Source organism: Methylorubrum thiocyanatum (assembly GCA_014138645.1).
Taxonomy (GTDB): Bacteria; Pseudomonadota; Alphaproteobacteria; order Rhizobiales; family Beijerinckiaceae; genus Methylobacterium; species Methylobacterium thiocyanatum.
On the sequence record JACJIB010000008.1, the window covers coordinates 89,904 to 105,902 of the forward strand.

The 15,999-nt window shown below is 64.9% G+C and carries 11 protein-coding genes and 5 pseudogenes; 4 read left to right on the plus strand and 12 right to left on the minus strand.

All coding sequences use genetic code 11. The annotated features are described in order from the left end of the window. Positions 1-88: 88 nt before the first annotated feature. The gene (locus HNR51_RS21210; protein ID WP_182556262.1) at positions 89-322 is read left to right on the plus strand and encodes a hypothetical protein; all 234 of its coding nucleotides are present in this window, start codon (positions 89-91) and stop codon (positions 320-322) included. 59 nt (positions 323-381) lie between these two features. After that, positions 382-786 (plus strand): annotated as a pseudogene (locus HNR51_RS21215) (DDE-type integrase/transposase/recombinase); the annotation flags it as partial. A gap of 238 nt (positions 787-1,024) precedes the next feature. Here the strand turns inward: HNR51_RS21215 and HNR51_RS21220 are convergent. Next, a pseudogene (locus tag HNR51_RS21220) lies at positions 1,025-2,302 on the minus strand (IS110 family RNA-guided transposase). Between the two features lie 146 nt (positions 2,303-2,448). Between HNR51_RS21220 and HNR51_RS21225 the strand changes: the two are divergent. Continuing rightward, positions 2,449-2,751: pseudogene (locus HNR51_RS21225) on the plus strand (integrase core domain-containing protein); the annotation flags it as partial. 21 nt (positions 2,752-2,772) lie between these two features. Here the strand turns inward: HNR51_RS21225 and HNR51_RS21230 are convergent. Next, positions 2,773-2,932, minus strand: a pseudogene (locus tag HNR51_RS21230) (IS630 family transposase); the annotation flags it as partial. Here HNR51_RS21230 and HNR51_RS21235 point away from each other — a divergent pair. After that, the gene (locus HNR51_RS21235; protein WP_182556263.1) at positions 2,922-3,236 is read left to right on the plus strand and encodes a hypothetical protein; all 315 of its coding nucleotides are present in this window, start codon (positions 2,922-2,924) and stop codon (positions 3,234-3,236) included. The pseudogene HNR51_RS21230 and the gene HNR51_RS21235 sit on opposite strands and share 11 nt — an antisense overlap. 57 nt (positions 3,237-3,293) lie before the next feature. Here HNR51_RS21235 and HNR51_RS21240 read toward each other — a convergent pair whose 3' ends face one another. The 10 genes and pseudogenes from HNR51_RS21240 to exbB form a co-directional block, all read right to left on the minus strand. After that, complete coding sequence (locus HNR51_RS21240) at positions 3,294-4,976, minus strand: tannase/feruloyl esterase family alpha/beta hydrolase (RefSeq protein ID WP_182556264.1); 1,683 nt, start codon at positions 4,974-4,976, stop codon at positions 3,294-3,296. A 313-nt stretch (positions 4,977-5,289) separates the two neighbouring features. Beyond that, positions 5,290-5,592, minus strand: a complete 303-nt coding sequence (locus HNR51_RS26825; protein WP_283215071.1) for a hypothetical protein — start codon at positions 5,590-5,592, stop codon at positions 5,290-5,292. A gap of 4 nt (positions 5,593-5,596) precedes the next feature. Next, a pseudogene (locus HNR51_RS26830) lies at positions 5,597-6,610 on the minus strand (methyl-accepting chemotaxis protein); the annotation flags it as partial. A gap of 968 nt (positions 6,611-7,578) precedes the next feature. After that, a complete protein-coding gene (locus HNR51_RS21250) occupies positions 7,579-9,429 on the minus strand; it encodes an ABC transporter ATP-binding protein/permease (protein ID WP_182556265.1) in 1,851 nt (616 codons plus the stop codon). 198 nt (positions 9,430-9,627) lie between these two features. Beyond that, on the minus strand, positions 9,628-10,518 hold the full coding sequence (locus tag HNR51_RS21255; RefSeq protein WP_182556266.1) for a hypothetical protein: 891 nt from the start codon (positions 10,516-10,518) through the stop codon (positions 9,628-9,630). 9 nt (positions 10,519-10,527) lie between these two features. Continuing rightward, entirely contained in the window at positions 10,528-10,854 is a 327-nt protein-coding gene (gene trxA / locus HNR51_RS21260) for a thioredoxin (RefSeq protein WP_182556267.1), read from the minus strand. A 60-nt stretch (positions 10,855-10,914) separates the two neighbouring features. After that, entirely contained in the window at positions 10,915-13,413 is a 2,499-nt protein-coding gene (locus HNR51_RS21265) for a TonB-dependent siderophore receptor (RefSeq protein WP_182556268.1), read from the minus strand. A 594-nt stretch (positions 13,414-14,007) separates the two neighbouring features. Further along, a complete protein-coding gene (locus tag HNR51_RS21270) occupies positions 14,008-14,877 on the minus strand; it encodes an energy transducer TonB family protein (RefSeq protein ID WP_182556269.1) in 870 nt (289 codons plus the stop codon). Next, positions 14,874-15,305 carry a TonB system transport protein ExbD gene (gene exbD, locus HNR51_RS21275; protein ID WP_182556270.1) on the minus strand — a complete coding sequence of 144 codons (432 nt, stop codon included), beginning with the start codon at positions 15,303-15,305 and terminating at the stop codon, positions 14,874-14,876. Before exbD ends, HNR51_RS21270 begins: the two co-directional genes overlap by 4 nt. A 4-nt stretch (positions 15,306-15,309) precedes the next feature. Further along, complete coding sequence (gene exbB / locus HNR51_RS21280; RefSeq protein WP_239681496.1) at positions 15,310-15,990, minus strand: tonB-system energizer ExbB; 681 nt, start codon at positions 15,988-15,990, stop codon at positions 15,310-15,312. Between the last annotated feature and the right edge of the window lie 9 nt (positions 15,991-15,999).

Sequence of the window (15,999 nt, forward strand, 5' to 3'; positions counted from 1 at the left end):
TACCCCAACAATCCCAATCACTTAGCGGTCATTCCCACACCGATTCTGCCGTTTTAGGGTGCTAAATCGTCCAACACGGGCGGATTCCGTGGGCGATTTCCGACGAGACCCGTCCCACGATTTTCTGACCGCCCGGCAAGGCATGTGGCACTACGCCCGGCGCATGCCGGCCGCGTATGTCGAGGTCGATCCACGTGGCGTCATCCGGCAGTCCACGAAGATTCGCGTCGTTGACGACCCGCGGAAGGTGCACGCACGGCGCACCGCCCAGAAGATCAACGAGGAAATGGAGACGTTCTGGCGTGCTAGCCTCGGCGGGTAGAAGGCCGAAGCGCAGGCTCGCTACGATCGGGCCCGCATCGAAGCGCGCCGTCTGGGCTTCGAATACGCCTGCGCAACTCGGCCAGCGAGCGCCACCGGTTCGGCTATCGGCGTTTGCTGATCCTGCTGCGGCGGGAGGGCCTCAAGCTCAATCGCAAGAAGCTGTTCCGGCTCGATCGGGAGGAGCGGCTGTCGGTGCGCTAGCGCGGCGGTCGCAAGCGAGCAACGGGCACGCGGGCTTCAGCCGCCGTGCCGCAGCAGCCGAACCAGCGCTGGAGCCTCGACTTCGTCTCCGACACGCTCGACGACGGGCGGCGCTTCCGCCTCCTCGTCGTGGCCGATGACGGCACGCGGGAGTGTCTCGCGCTGGTGATCGACACGTCGCTGTCTGGGCAGCGCGTCGCGCGCGAACTCGACCGGATCATCGCGGTCCGAGGCGAGCCGCTGATGATAGTCTCGGACAACGTCCTACGTAGCGAGGAAGGACGGTTGGCCGGGCAACAGGTCTCCGTCCGCGAACATGCGCTCGCGGCGTGAACTTCGTCAACGTCGATCCAGGCGGCCCCTGCCGATCCGGAAGAACTCTCGGCCATAACGAACACAGGATCCAGCCGATGCACGCGGCACCGTGGTCCTCACCGTCCTCAACACGAGATGCCAATCCAGGCAGGAGACCCGAGCATTATCTACAGGGTCGTGGCTCTCACGCCCTCACGGCTCTGCTGAGAGGGGTTCTCCCAACTGGCGCCGGCCCCTCGACGAAGGGCCGATAGTCGTCACCGGTCTTGATAACGGCGTGTACCACGCGCGCCATCTTGGCGGTGATCGCGGTCAGCGCCTTGCGCCGCAAGTCGGCATTGTGCCGGTCGCGGGCGATGTAGAGCTCGAACTTGTCGCGGAAGCTGTTCTCCCGCTGGCGGATGGCGACCTGACCGGCCAGCCAGAGCGTACGCCGGAGCCGGGCGTTGCCGTACTTCGACAGCTTGGTCTGGCCCCGGAAGCTGCCGGATTGCTGTGTGGCCAGATCGAGCCCGTAGAACTTCAGGAACTGCCGGTGATGGCTGAAGCGGCGCAGATCGCCGGCCTCAGCTAGGATGGTCAGCGCGTTGATCGGGCCGATGCCGGGGATGCGGCGCAGCAACTTGTAGTCGGCGTTGTCCGATAGGAGGGTCTCGGCCGCGACCTCGATCGCGTCGCGTTGCCGGATGAGGCCGCGCGCCTCGCCGATGACGAGCCGGAACATGCTCACCGCCGGACCATCCGGCGACACCGGCAGGCCGATCGAGCTGCGAGCCGTCTCGTAGATGTCGCCGAGCAACCGCGTCTTGGCGACCTTGCGCCCGACCACGTCCCAGGCCGCGGCGATGAAAGCCTCTTTGCTCAGGGTGGTGATGCTTCCCGGTGTGGGGAAGCGATCGAGGAAGGCGAAGAACAAGTCCAATCGGCTGTTGTGCCGGAAGCGGTCGATCTCCGGAAAGTACAGCGGCAGGTAGTGGGTCAGGATCCGGTGCAGCACTTCGGTCTTGGCCTTCGAGACGGCGTCGTGCGTCTTGGATAACTCCTGCACGTCGTTGATCCCGGCGACGAGTGGACGCTGGTAGACCTGCGAGGCGCCGATGCGGATCATGTGCAGCATGACCTAGGCATCCTTCGGATCGTTCTTGTCCCAGCTATTGTGCAGGGCCTCGCGGGTGCGGGCGAGCGCCACGGAGGAGATCAGGCGCACGGCAAAGCCAGCCTGGAGCAGGCGCCAAGCGATCGGGCGGTGGTAGTTGCCGGTCGCCTCGAAGCCGCTGGTCAATGGTTGTCCGAGATCGGACAGGAGTGTGATCAGACGGTCGTGCTCAGCCCGTGTGTTGAGGACGCTCAACCGGCGTCGTCGGCCGGAGCCGGGCACCTCGATGAGGACCTCGTTGCGGGCCTTAGCAACGTCGATGGCTACGAGAACGCCGGCCGGCGGCGTAAGCTGCGGTCTGGTCATGGTCGATCCGTCTCCGGAATGAGGCTTCGAACACCGTCACTCTAGGGACCTGTTGATCGGCCATGACCGCCCAGGGCGGCGCGCTGCGCTCCGCGTGGCTTCGCGCGCCGCCCCAGAACCGTCGAGCCATCTTCCCGATGTGCTACGGCACCGAGTTGACCTCGCACGCCATCCTGCGCTGGCAGGCGGAGCATGCGGTCGCGTGGCCCGACATCGCCCCCGGCAAGCTGCAGCAGAACGGTCTTGTCGGAAGCCTCTACGGGCGCTTGCGCGACGAGTGCCTGACCGAGCATCTGTTCCGGCGCCTGACGGCGGCCCGGACCCTCATCGAAGCGTGGCGGGTGGACGACAACACCTGCCGTCCTCACACGAGCCTTGGCGGGCTCACTCCAAACGCGTTTGTACCGCGGTCCCGAGAGGACCAGAACCAGAACGAACTCTGGTTATGAACAGGGCAAACAGGGGGCAAGGTCCGTCGCGGTCTCGTCTAGGAACACGAGCTTGTGCGGATCGAGGTCGGGTTGGCCCTCGAATCAAGCCAGGCGAACTGCCTTCAGGTCCTCCCGATCCTGCTCGGCGACGTGGCCGGTGTCTTTTTTTGCGCGTGATCCCGTGGCGCTTGAAGAAGCGAAAAGCCGCGCATCGAATCACATCTGCGCCGCCCTCGAAATCCCCGTCGATTCATGCCGATCGGACGCCGCTCTACATCCTTGCCGATGCGATCCAGCCGGTGGAGGAGCGCCTGCTGCTTGCGCGGCGCCAGATCAGCGAACCGTTCCAGGAAGGCGATGCGCGGGTCGCCACACAGCGCAGCGATGTCGGCCCCGGCCCGCTCAGCCAATGCCGAATCGAACGGGGCGAACGCGCCAGGCAGTCTGCTGAATGCTCGATCAAATTGGCAGAGCCGAATTCATCGGCAAGGCGCCGGCGCTGAGCACATCTTCTGGATCACCGCGCCGACAAGGGATGAACGTCTTGGGTCTGCCGGGTCTCACTCAGCGGGTTTCCGGCATTCGAAGCTTGCCGCCGATCGCTCGGCACCGCCACGATAGACGGCCATTTGCGGATAAGAGCAGATCGGTTGCGAACGCGGCGCCGTGTCGCCCGGAAGCGTACCCTTTGCGAGGATCTGTGTCGGCGCGACGCCCTCGTCCGTCCATTGCTCCAGCGCTGTTAACGGGTCGATGTCGCCCAGCCCGGATCCACCGCCGCAATGGGTCATGCCAGGCACCATGAAGAGGCGCGCGAAGCCAGGGGCGGAGTCGCTCATGTCGCGCTCGAGGCGGCGATACCAGTCGCGGATGTCATGCGCGGAAAACACGGGGTCGGAGACCCCTTGGACCACGATCATCTTGCCGCCGCGCGCGTTGAAGGTGGTCAGGAAAGTCGCGTCGGCATCGTTGATCGCCGCAGTCTGCCGAACCCGTTCCACGTCACGGTCGAAGTCGAACTTCAGTACGTCGAAGCTCCGATCATAGGGGGTCATGAAATAGTCTCTGAGCGCGGCCGCTCCCATGGTCAAGTTGATCGCATTGGATTGCGCGGTCTGCGACGTGCCGAGCTTCCACATCCGCCAGCCCGGCGTGTTGATGCCAGCATCCCAAGGCCAGCTTGCATAGACATTCTCGCCGCGGCTGTTCTTCGCGCCCTCAAACACCGCAGTCAGGGCGTCGATCTTGTCGGCCGAAAGGCAGTCTTGCGTCTGCCCAGGCTTGCACTGAAGCGTGCTTGGGCGGAAGCTGCATTGCTCCCAAGCGTTGAGGATGCCGTCTTCCAACCCGTCTTTGGCATCGCACTGCGCCACCACGGCGCGACTGACAAGATCGAGGTCCGCCTGGCTGAAGGCATTGGCGACGATCTTTTGGCCTTGTGAGTTGACCGGCGCGATCCGCATGAACTGCTGGCTGTCCCAGGCCTCGCCGATGCTGGCATAGGACAGACGAAAGCCCGGATTGCCCGCGACGATGCCGTCGAAGTCGGTGGGATAGCGCTGCGCCGCCATCATCGCTTCGCGGCCCCCATTGGAGCAACCCATGAAATAGGATTTGTGCGCCGGCGTCCCATAGAAGCGTGCGATCAGTTGCTTGGCCGCTGTCGTAACTTGACCGGTCGAGGCATAGGCATAGTCGAGCCGCGCCTGCTGGTCCTGCGCGAAGCTCGTGTCCGTACCGTCATGGCCGCCATCCTGGCTGACCACGGCGTAGCCGCGCATCAGAGCCGGTGTCGCGGTCGAGCCCTGGAACGGCACGCTCCCGAGCGCGGCGGCGAGGAAACCGTCGGTACCGCCGCCGCCCTGGAACAGGAACTTGTCGTTCCACTGCGCCGGAAGGCGCAACTCGAACCGGATGCCATAGGGTTTGCCGTCGGCGCCGGTGCGCGGGTTGATGATGCCCCGGATGAAGCATTGCGCGCCGATCCGGCTGTACTGCCGCGTCGAGCCGGTCATTGCCGAGAAGGCATCGGGCTTGAGCACCTGCGGCCCCTGCCATTCGGCCCGTTCGATCCGCGTGCCGGGAAGGTCGACCTGTGCAAGCGCCGAACAGGCGCTCGCGAGTGTTGCCGTGTCCGGCGGGCTCCGGTGGTGGGATCGCGCCTGACTCTGGTCGTTGCCGAGCGACGGAGCGCTGACGGTCAGCGCGAGGAGGGCTGCAACCGAATGCTTCGTAAAACTCATTGGCTGAACCTTCGTTTTTCGGACCTCAGACGAGGTGAGTCTCGAAGAAGGATTGAAACTTGCCCCAGGGGATTAGGTCGACACGGTAGTGGAGATCGATGTAGCCGGCGCCGTGCACGATTCAGAGCTCCTTGGGATCGGTCGCGAAGCCGTGCGCCTGCTGGCTGAAGAAACGCGAATGCGGCCCTAAGCCGTCCGGGGAGACGCCGGCGGATCGAGGCGCTGGACTGTCTAGCATCAGGGAGGCCAAGCTGGGACGCGACCGTTGCTGATCCGATCTCGCCTCGGCCATGAGATACCTCTTTACGCCTATTCAAGAGCGGGATGTTTGCTCTTCGATCGTCTTCGAGGAGGTTGTCAGAGTGTCGGCCCTGACTTCGAGGGATCGAAACGAGGGCTCCGTCTCCAAACTCGTTACCGGTCGCCGAACGCGGAACGCCTCGATCAGTTGCCGCAGGTTCCGGTGGGCATCCTCCAGCGACGTGTGCAGCATGCGGATGTGGTGGGTGCGTCCGCCGAGGTCATGACCACCCTCGAAGCGCTGTCTGAGAGCTTCGCAGCGTCGGGACAGCGAGGCAGCATCAAGGCCGATCGGCGCGATGTGATTGTCGGCCATGGTGTCAGGCTGCCCGGACGGTATCGAGGAAGTGGCCTACCTCGGCGGTGAGGTGTCCAGACTGACGTGCCAACGCGGAACTCGACCCGAGCATCTGGGTCGCGGCCACCCAGCATCCTCCGAGGCGCGGGCCACGCCGGCGATTTTGGCCGTCGCCTCGCCCGTGCCGGTCGAGGCCTGCGCCACGTTGCGCACGATCTCCTGCGTGGCCGCCCCCTGTTGCCCACCGCCGCCGCGCTCGCGGCCGCCACCTTGTTGATCTCACGGATCTGGCCCGTAATGCCGCCGATCGCCGCCACGGCGCGGCCCGTCGACGCTTGCACCTTGCCGATCTGGTCAGCGATCTCCTCCGTAGCCCGCGCGGTCTGGCTGGCCAGCTCTTTGACCTCGGTCGCCACCACCGCGAAGCCGCGGCCCGCCTGCCCAGCCCGCGCCGCCTCGATCGCCGCGTTGAACGCCAGCAGGTCGGTCTGGCCGGCGATGTTCGAGAGCAGCCCGACCACGTCGCCGATCCGTGCGACCGCGTCATTGAGTTCTTGGACGAGGTTCGCCGTCCCATCCGCCTCGCCCATGGCACGCTGCGCCAGGGCCGCCGGTCCATGCACTGGCGGCCGATCTCCTGCACCGAGGCGCCGAGCTCCTTGGCTGCGCACGCCACCGTGCCGACATTCGAGGCCGCCTCCTCAGCCGCCGTCGCGACCGCGACGGACTGGGTCGCCGTCTCTTGGGCCGTCGCCGTCATTGGCCGGGCCGTGGTTTGCAACTCGGTGACTGCCGACGAGACCGGACCGACGATGCCGCCGACCGCCGCTTCGAAGGCATCGGCCATCTGGGGCATGCCGGCCTTGCACTGCTCCTCGGCCGAGGCGCGCGCGGGAACGGTCTCTTCCTCGAGGACCTTCGTGTGGAGCATGTTCTCCTTGAACACCTGGACCGCCCGGGCCATCGCGCCGATCTCGTCGCCGCGCTTCACCACCGGCACGGCCGTTTCCAGCCGCCCATGCGCCAGGTGATCCATCGGCATCTTCCTGCCCTTGGAGGCCGCCACGACCGCCTCGTTGCGCATGCGCTTAATCGGCCCGGAGAAATATAGGTCGTTGGAGCGGGTGTCGGCCTCGCGAAGGGCGGCGCCGGATTCGCCGGCCGAGATCATCCGCCCGACGGTGGTCCAGGCTAGGTCGGACTGAGCCTCGTGCTCGCGGGTCTCGCTGCACTCCGCAACGGACGGGACACGGTCACCGGCGCAGGCTTCGATGATGAGGAAGCCGGCCCGGCCGGTCATCGTCCGGGCCAACCGCGTCGCCGCACGGGCATTATTGATGATGCTGTCCTGATATGTCGGCTCTGCCTGATAAAAGAGGTCGTCGACGATCACCTTTGCCCCTGCGGCCGCGAGGTCGCGGATGGCTTGGGCCATGTCGGCCATCGTGCGTCCCCCTGCGGCGAACAGAATCGATGCACCCGGCGCAACGTCGTGGATGATCTGCGCCATGGCGCGCCCCTCATCGTTCCCCCATTCTCCTTCACGCAGTATCCGCGTGTCCCAAGGCAGTTCGCCGGACGCACGATCGCTCGCAAAAGCACCGTATTTGTCGAAGCTGTCGGAAATGACACCGACCGTGATCCCGCTGCCGTCGAAGCCGTACTGTGCGCGGGCCAAATCGGTGCCCATCGCACGATCGCCCTGACTGACAATGCCGGGCTGGGCCCCGAAGGCGAAGGCGTCTGCTATCGATTCGGCCTCCGGTGCGTTGTTACTCAGGCTCGTCCACGTGCTTTCAGCAGTCTGGGCGGGCCATCCAATCTGATCGAGATGACGGGACGTATAGAGCCACCCTGTCTTCGTGATTGCGGCGAACGCGCCGTAGTTCGTACTCGGGAAGATCCTCTCCTTCTCGCCGTCATCGAAATGTGACAAATAGAATTTTCTCTTCATGCTCGCGTTCTCGTTTTGCTGTGATTGCAAATTGCAGATGTAACACTCCATCAGGCTGAGACGTCTTCGGCAGATCGACTGAAAATGCCCCCGGGCATGACGGGCAACTTGCCGCCTTCGCCGATCGTTTCGAACGTCGCCCCGTCACCGAGAAGTGTCAGTTGATGCGTGTGCAGATCGTCGAGCAGATGCGTATGCGCCACGCTGACGACGGTCACGCCGGGTAAAGCCTCAAGCAACATCGCGTACATCCTGCGTGCGTTCGCGGGATCGAGCGCGCTCGTCGCCTCGTCGAGCAGGATCAGGCTCGGCCGGAGGATCAGCGGGCGCAGGAAAGCGAGGCGCTGCTTCTCGCCTGGCGAGAGGTGCTGATCCCACTCGGCCGCGACATCGAGATCCTGAACCCGAGCGCCCAGACCGATTTTCCCGAACAGATCCTCCAGATCGATTTCGGGGTCCGTCCCGCGCAGCGGATAGGTCACGGCATGGCGCAGACTTCCCACCGGGAGGTATGTTTGCTGAGGCAGGAAGAGCGTGGCTTCGAGCGGGGGCATGGTGAGGCGTCCGCCCGTCTCGGGCCAGATCCCGGCCAGCGCGCGCAGCAACGTGCTCTTGCCGACGCCGGAGGGGCCGCGGATCAGCCAGCGCTGACCGCGCTCGACGTGCCAATGGGGCAGGCTGAGCAGCGGCGTCCCATCCGGCTGGGCGAGCGTGACGTTCTCGGCGAGGATCGACGTCGCGGCCTTCGCTTCCCTGACGATCGCCGGACTGGCCGGCGGCGCGTCGAGCAGTTTGTCGAATCCACGCAGGCGGCGAACGATGCCGCGCAGCGTCTGAAACCCCTCCGTGGCCTGCCAGAAATACGCGACAGCAGCGCTGTAATGTTCGGCAGATTGCTGCGCCTGCATCATGCCGCCGAGGGAAAGCGCGCCGCTCATGTAGCGTGGCAGGAGCAGCAGCAGTGGGAAGACGCTGCCGAGCCTGCCTACGGTCGTGTTGAAGACCAGAATCTTCACCCTCTGGACGATCTGCCCATAGAAGTTGCTGCGGATCGCCGCGAAACGCTCGGCGAGGTTCGCCTGCTCGGTTGCCTCGCCGCGCAGCAGCGCCACCTGTTCGCAGGCTCGTCGGATCTCGATCAGTTTGAAGCGAAAATCGGCTCCGACCCGGTGCTCGCGCATGACGAGGCCCGGAAGCTTACGCCCGACATAGAAGGCGCCGGCCGTATGCAGCACCGTGTAGAGCGTCGTCGCCAGCAGCAAGTATCCGGGAATGTAGAGGGTGACGAAGCCAAGCGAGAGTTCGCCCGAGCCCGAGGCGTTCCACAGGATGATGCCGAAGGTGATCGCCATCGTGACGACGTGGATCAGGGAGGAGGTGGTATAAAAGGTGGTTCTGGCGAAGTCTTTGGTGTCTTCGGCGATGCGCTGGTCGGGGTTGTCGAGAAGGTCGCGGCGCTGGTTCTCGTAGTAAATGCGGTTGTGCAGCCAGCGTGCGATGTACGTCTCCGTCAGCCACTGGCGCCAATGCAGGATGATCACCTCTCCCGTGAAGTTCGTAATACTGGTTGTAACAATTGCTAGAAAAATGATCGTCGCAAGTAGAATAAGTATCGAAGGAAGTCGGCTTATATCCTTATCACCAAGCATATCCCACAGTGACTTGGTATATCTAGTGCCAAGAACGCTTGTGTAGACATGGACGAATTGTAAGCCGATATTGACCATGAAGAGCGGCCACGCCCAGCGGGCATGGCGGGTCATCCAGAACCCGCTGAGGAGGCGCAGGAAGTGGCGGAGTTTCTCTGCGAACGGCGCCTGTGCCTCTTCTCTGGCGCTCTGCCGCAGGTCTCTCGTCGCGGCGGCGGCAGGAGAGGCGCGACCATCGGCCGTGGGTTGCATGGGCAATCGTTCCGATTTCTCACTCAGAGCCGCGTGCAGCCTGCCTGAATCGGCCCGGCGCCTCGCGCTCTCCGTCTCGATGCACACTCTCACGGCGAGGCGGTTTCCCCTCGCCGGAATGCGTCAGCTTCCTGGTTCGGCATGGTCCATTCTGAGGGCCGGACGCCATCGTCCGGGACGAGGCTCCAGATCGTCCCGTCAGGCTGCGTCCGGCCGGGAGGCGGCCGCGAGGGCGTCGAGGCTCACGCGCGCGAGAATGCCGGGGGATTCTAGAAAGGCCGTGTTCGAACGATCGAGCTGCTGGATAAACCGCGCGTGGAGTTCGGGCGCGTGGACGCAGAAGAAGGACGGGAAGTCATACGTCGTGAGCGAAGAATCGTGGGCGAGCACATCCCGCTCGAACGTCTCGATGCAGGCCTTGAAGGCGGCATCGTCCCGCTCCGTCCATCCGGTCTCGAGGGAGGCTTGGCGCGAGCGCACGGCGTACCACTTGGATGCGACATCCACCAGGGTGCTTCGTGAGACCACCGGATCCCAGGCGGCCGCCTCCGCGAGGGCGCCGTAGGTCAGACCGAGTGGGTCCGTCACGGCATCGGTCGCGGCGATGGCGGCCGACTGGACCGCGCTCCATTCCGCCCGCAGGGGCGTGTCCCCGCTCGCGCTACGGCGATGCAGCGCGAGGATCCCGCACAGAGTCTCTGAAACGCCTTGAATCTCGGCAGGCCACTTGGCGTTGCCGAGGCCTTCCTCCAGCATGAAGGTGACAAGGTGGCTCGGCACATTCGTCAGGTCCGCGCCGGGCGCGACCCGCCCGAGCCAATCCGTCGCGAGCGCCGCCGCTGCCTGAGGATCTTGGATGCGAGCGCAGAGATGATCCAGCAGAAGGCCGAGGCCAGCCGGATAACCGGTGGCCGCCTCGAACGCCTTGGGGTCGTCGCTCGCGGCGATGCAGCCGGAAGGCGTGCCGCCGGTGCCGTTCCAGCGGTCGCCCGCAGGGTCAAGCGTTCCGCCGGCCCCATGCCCGGCCAGACGTGCGAGCAGCACGGCTCGGATCTCCGGATCCCCGGCGAAGGCGATGAAACGGGCCATGCTCGGATCTCAGAGATGGGAGTCGATGAAATGGCACAGGCGTGTCTTGGTCAGGATCCCGGTCGCCCGACCCCGCTCGCTGCCCTCGGCGAAGAGGGCCAGCAGCGGGATCGACCGCACGCCGAAGCGCTCGGCCAGCCGCGGATGGCTCTCGATATCGACCTTCACGACCTTGAGTGCCGCGCCGTACATCTCAGCGACCTCCTCCAACGTGGGTTGGAGGGCGCGGCAAGGGCCACACCAGGGCGCCCAGAAGTCGACCAGCACCGGACCGTCGGACATCATGACCTCGCGGTCGAAATTGTCCTCGGATGCCGAATGGATCAATTCAGACATATCGGATCCTTCCTCGTGAGCACTCGGTTCTCACCGGGCACGCGCTCTGAATGAAGCGGTTCAGAAATCGAGCGTCGCTCGGATCATGAAGGTGCGCCCCTGGGCGAGCGGGACGAAGTACGGAGAGACTGTCGTGTTATAATAATACCGGTCAAAGAGATTTGTGACGTTCATATCGACTCTAAAGTTCTCCATCGTATAGCCGATCATCGCATCGTAAGTGATGAATCCCGGTATCTTCGGCGCGGTCGCTCTGGGCCGAAAATCTGTGAAGCTGAAGGTCTGGCCGCGCCCGCCGCCGCCGATCGACAAGCCCTGAAGCGGGCCTTCCGTGAATGTATAGACGGCAAAAAGGTTGGCTTGATGCTGAGGCTGGCCGGGCATGACGAGGGGGCCCGAGGAGCGGGTACCGGCCTGCTGAATTCCGTTCGTAAAATCGTTATAGCTATACCCACCGATCACTTGTAGGTTCGGCGTGATCTGCCCCTGGAAGTCGAGCTCGTAACCTTCGGCAAGATAGCCCGGCCCGAGCCTGTTGGTTCTTGTCGCCGGGTCAAAGAACAACGTGTTGCTGTAAGCGTTTGAATATCTGTCGACCGTAACCATGAGCTGGTTGTCTAAGAGGCTGAACTTGAAACCAACTTCGCTCAGGTCGCTGAGCACGGGCGGAGCAGGCTCCGTCCGGTTGATGAATCCCTCCTGCGGCAGGAAGCCGGTTCCAACGCTGCCGTACACGCTGACCCAAGGAAAGATGTCGTACACGGCGCCGGCCGTGTAGGTCATCTCAGCCTGTTCCAACCTGACGCGGCGTGATCCGACCGTCTTGGAGCTGTACCAATCCTGTCGGACGGAGCCCAGTATGTGGAGACGGTCGAAAAGGTCGATCTTATCTTGGAATGAGATGCCTACGTTATCCGTCGCCGATTGGCCGTATCTGAAGAAATTCGATCCGTACCAAGAGGGCGTAAAAAAACCTGGAAATTGGAGGTCCTGACGCGGATTGAAGAGGCCGATCTGCTCCCGGGTTTCGAGCAGATTGGATTTTTGTTTACCCGACAGCTTGAGATAGTCGATGCCGAAACGCATCGTTTGACGGAAATATTCCGTGTCGTGCCGGACGAGCATATCGGATTGCGTGACGAACCGCTCTCCGAAAGAGGAACCAATGCTACCCACTGGATTCGCCAGAGGCTCGCCGCCCCTATATCCTACAATAATACTGCCGGGAATTTGCGTTTGACTATATGAATCCGTGATAAAATACGACGTCCGGTTGCGAAACCTGAAATCCAGACTGCCGAGATTCGCTGCATCTATCGTCCCGAGATGATGGTCGATCTCCCCATAGGGATTCAGGATTCGCACCGATCCGCCGTTGGCGGCGCTGCCGAACGGTGTCTCCCGTGGAAGCCTGAGCGGACGAAAACCGGCCTCAGGCGTTCCGAAGGTGAAGGGCGGCACTCCGTACACCCTGTCGATGTAGCGCATGCCGGCGGTGACCCGTGTATCGACGCCCTGCCATGAGACCACAGGCGAGATCAGCGCCTCGTGGGGACTGGTGTTGCCGCCGAACGAGGTGTTGGCCGTGTTGCCCGAGAGGTTGAGCCGATAGGTGACGCCCTCCAAGTCGGACACCGGCCCGCCGAGATCGAAGGCGAGCGTCCGAAAGAAGCGGCTCCCGTAGAAGACGTCGGCTCTCCGAATCGGCGTCGCGGTCGGGGCTTTCGTAACGGCGTTGATGGCGCCGCCATTGAAGCTCGGGCCACTGAGTTCGGTGGTCGGCCCCTTGATGACGTCGATGCGCTCGATGTCGGTGATCGGGAGCCGGGCGGTGCCCGACGGCTGGCCGTTGATGAGGATCTGGGACTGATCGAAACCGCGGATGAAGTAGGTTGGCGAGCCCTGGGCTTGGCCTGATCCGTCACCGATACGCACGTTGCTGACGTTGCGCGCCGCATCGAGGACCGAGGTCTGTGCCTGGGTGCGGATCACCGCGTCCGTCACGCCGACGACCGAGCGCGGATTCTCCTTCAACGGGATATCGATCCGCGTGGAGGATTGCGTATCGATGGCAGTGAAGCCCACGTCCCGGGAGCCAGCCGTATCGGTGACGTCGATCGCCGCGATATCGCCGAGGGCGGCGGCCCCGGCGGTAGGGGCGGTCGCGCCGCGGATCATCAAGGCCCCCCCGGCACCCGGCACGGCCACGAGGCCGCTGCCGGCAAGTGCGCGCGCGAGCGCTTCCCGCACGCTCATGCGGCCGACGACCGGGCCAGCGGTTCGGCCGCGGGTCAGGTCTGCCGGAAACGAGATCGGTTGCGACGCCGTCCGCCCGATCTGGGCGAGTACGCTGCCGAGGTCGCCCGCCGGGATGTTGAAGGTGGCGCTGGCCGCGACCTGGCTCATTGCCGGCGCAGCGACGAGCAAGGGCAGGACCGCTGTAGTCGCCAGCAGCAGCGCGGTGAACGGGATCGCGTGCGCGTGTCGACTCGTCGCCGCGCGGTCCACCCTGACGCCCTGTGCTCTTTCCAGACCCCGACGACGGCCGCTCGCATACATCTCAAACCCCCTGGCCGATATGGCTCTGCTTTCGCCGAACTTGACTGATGACGGAGCAAAAGCGTCAGCACCCCGAGCGAATTTTTTAAAAAATGATAGAAACGAGGGGCGCCTTGCCGAGGCCGGCTGCGAGCGGGACTTCGGTCCGAACGGAAGCGCCCGCGACATCAGGGTATCGGAGACCGGCCGGAACGACCCGCCCGCCGCCGATTCGCGGGCGATACGCTGAATGAGGCGATCAGCGTCGATCAGAGGTCCGTTGGATCGTTTGGGCCGCGACGGGCGGGTTGCCCTTGTCGGTCAGTCGCTCAATCACGCGCCGTCACCTCGCCGCCGACGGAGGCGAGCCAAGTGCCGGACGCGCCGGCAAGTCAGCTTGCTGTCCCCTTGGACACCCGGTGTTCAGGGGAAGGAGCGATGCCGACTCACCCGGCGGGTTGTCGGCGGAACCGTTGCGGTTCCGGATCATATGGGTGCCGATCGGGCACCGCCGGCCCGAGGTCACAACGGCCTGCATCGCGTTGTCGAGCCTGAACGTGATCAGCAGCCGACTCTCGGCGAGTCGGGACGCCTTGTTTGGTGAAGAGCGCCGTTTCACCGACGGTTGAAGTTGAGCGGGATGGTCTGGGTGACCGCCTGCCCGCCGGGCGGCGGTGGGAAGGGCGCGGCGCGGTACATCACGGCGACGGCCTCCGCATCGAGCGCTGCGTTGCCGGACGAGGCGATCAGGCGGGCGCTGCTCACGCTGCCGGTGCCCGAGAAGGTCACGGAGACCGCCGCCACGCCGACCGCGCCGAACGCTCCGGGCGGGAACCGCTTGGCGCGTACGATCCGCGCCCGCATCTCGTTCTGCCACGTCGCCCGCGACGCCTGGCTGACCGCCGCGCCGGCCGAGGAGGCTGCGGTGCGGTTGGCGGTCTGCCGGTCCGAACGGGGGCCGCCGCCGCTGCGGGAGGCCATGATCGGCTTGTCCTTCTTCCGGACAGGCTTTTTGGGCTTCTCCTTCTCGACCTTCTTCTCGGGCGGCTTCGGCTCGGGCTTCTTCACCTCCTGCTTGGGCAGCTTCGGCGGCAGCACGGCCTGCGGCTTGACCTCCGGAGGTGGAGGAGGAGCCTCGACGACCGGTTCCGGATCGGGAGGCGGTGGGGCCTCCTCCGGCTCGGGCTCGACCTGTTGCGCATCGGCGGCCGGTGGTCCCTCGGAGGCGTTGTCCACCTCCGACTTCACCACGGTGGGCTCAGGCGACATGTCGATCATCACGGCTGCCGGCAGTTCCACCGGCGCGGGCGGCGGCTCCGTCTCGCGGGTCAGGGCGAGGTAGAGGCCCACATGCAGACCCAGCGTCAGCAGGCCCGCCACGGCCCAGCCCAGGATCTGCGCCGCCAAAGACGCCTCGCGGCTTTCCACGATCGCGCGGTGCCGTCCGGCGGCCCGCACGAAGGCTTCGGGCGGCGGATGGATCATGGCTGGGCTCCGCCCGACGTGTCTTCCAGGCCGATCAGACCGACCTTGAGGTAGCCGGCACCCCGCAGGAGGTTCATCACCCCCATCAGTTCGCCATAGGGCACGCCCTTATCGGCGCGCAGGAAGATCCGCTCGTCCTTGTTGCCCTTGGTTGCGGCATCGAGGGCGGCGCCCAAGGCCGGTCGAGCCACGATCTCCTCGCCCAGGGCGATCGCGAGATCGGACTTGACGCTGACAAAGACCGGCTTATCCGGCCGCGGCTGCTGCGGCGCCGAGGAGACCGGCAGTTCGACCGGCACATCGACGGTCGAGAGCGGCGCGGCCACCATGAAAATGATGAGCAGCACCAGGATCACGTCGATGAACGGCGTGATGTTGATGTCGGCGGTCTCCGTGAGGTCGTCGCCGGATCGGAGATTGATGGCCATGGCCTCACTCCGCCGCGAGGCGGATGGACCCTTTGGGGCCATAGGCGCCGAACTCGCGCCGGTCGAGGTCGCGCGAGAGGTGGCGCATGATCAAGGCAACGGCATCCCCCGTCAGGGCACGGTAGCCGGTGATGGAGCGGGTCAGGGCGTTGTAGATGACGACGGCGGGAATCGCCGCGACGAGGCCGATGCCGGTGGCGAGCAGCGCCTCGGCGATGCCGGGGGCGACCACGGCGAGATTGGTGGTGTTCGAGCTGGCGATGCCGATGAAGCTGCCCATGATGCCCCAGACCGTGCCGAACAGGCCGACGAACGGGCCGATCGAGCCGATGGTGGCCAGGATGCCGGTGCCCGAGGCCATGCGTTTGCCAACCCGCGCCTCGACCCGGTTCAGCGCGATGGCCGCCCGCTCCTTCACGCCCTCGCTGGGCAGGCCGTGAGAGAGGCCGAGTTCCTCCTCGACCTCGACCAGCAGGAGGGCGCCGACGCCGCGGCGCACCCGTTGCCCCGCATCCGCCAAGTTGCCTGCCGAACGGAGCTCGTTGAGGCTCGACCGCATCCTGCGCTTGGCCAACCCTAGACTGAACATCTTCACCAGCAGGATAGTCCACGTCACGACGGAGGCGGCGGCCAGGATGATCATCACCGCCTTCACCACCGGATCGGCGGCCAGGAACATGCCCATCGGCGAGAG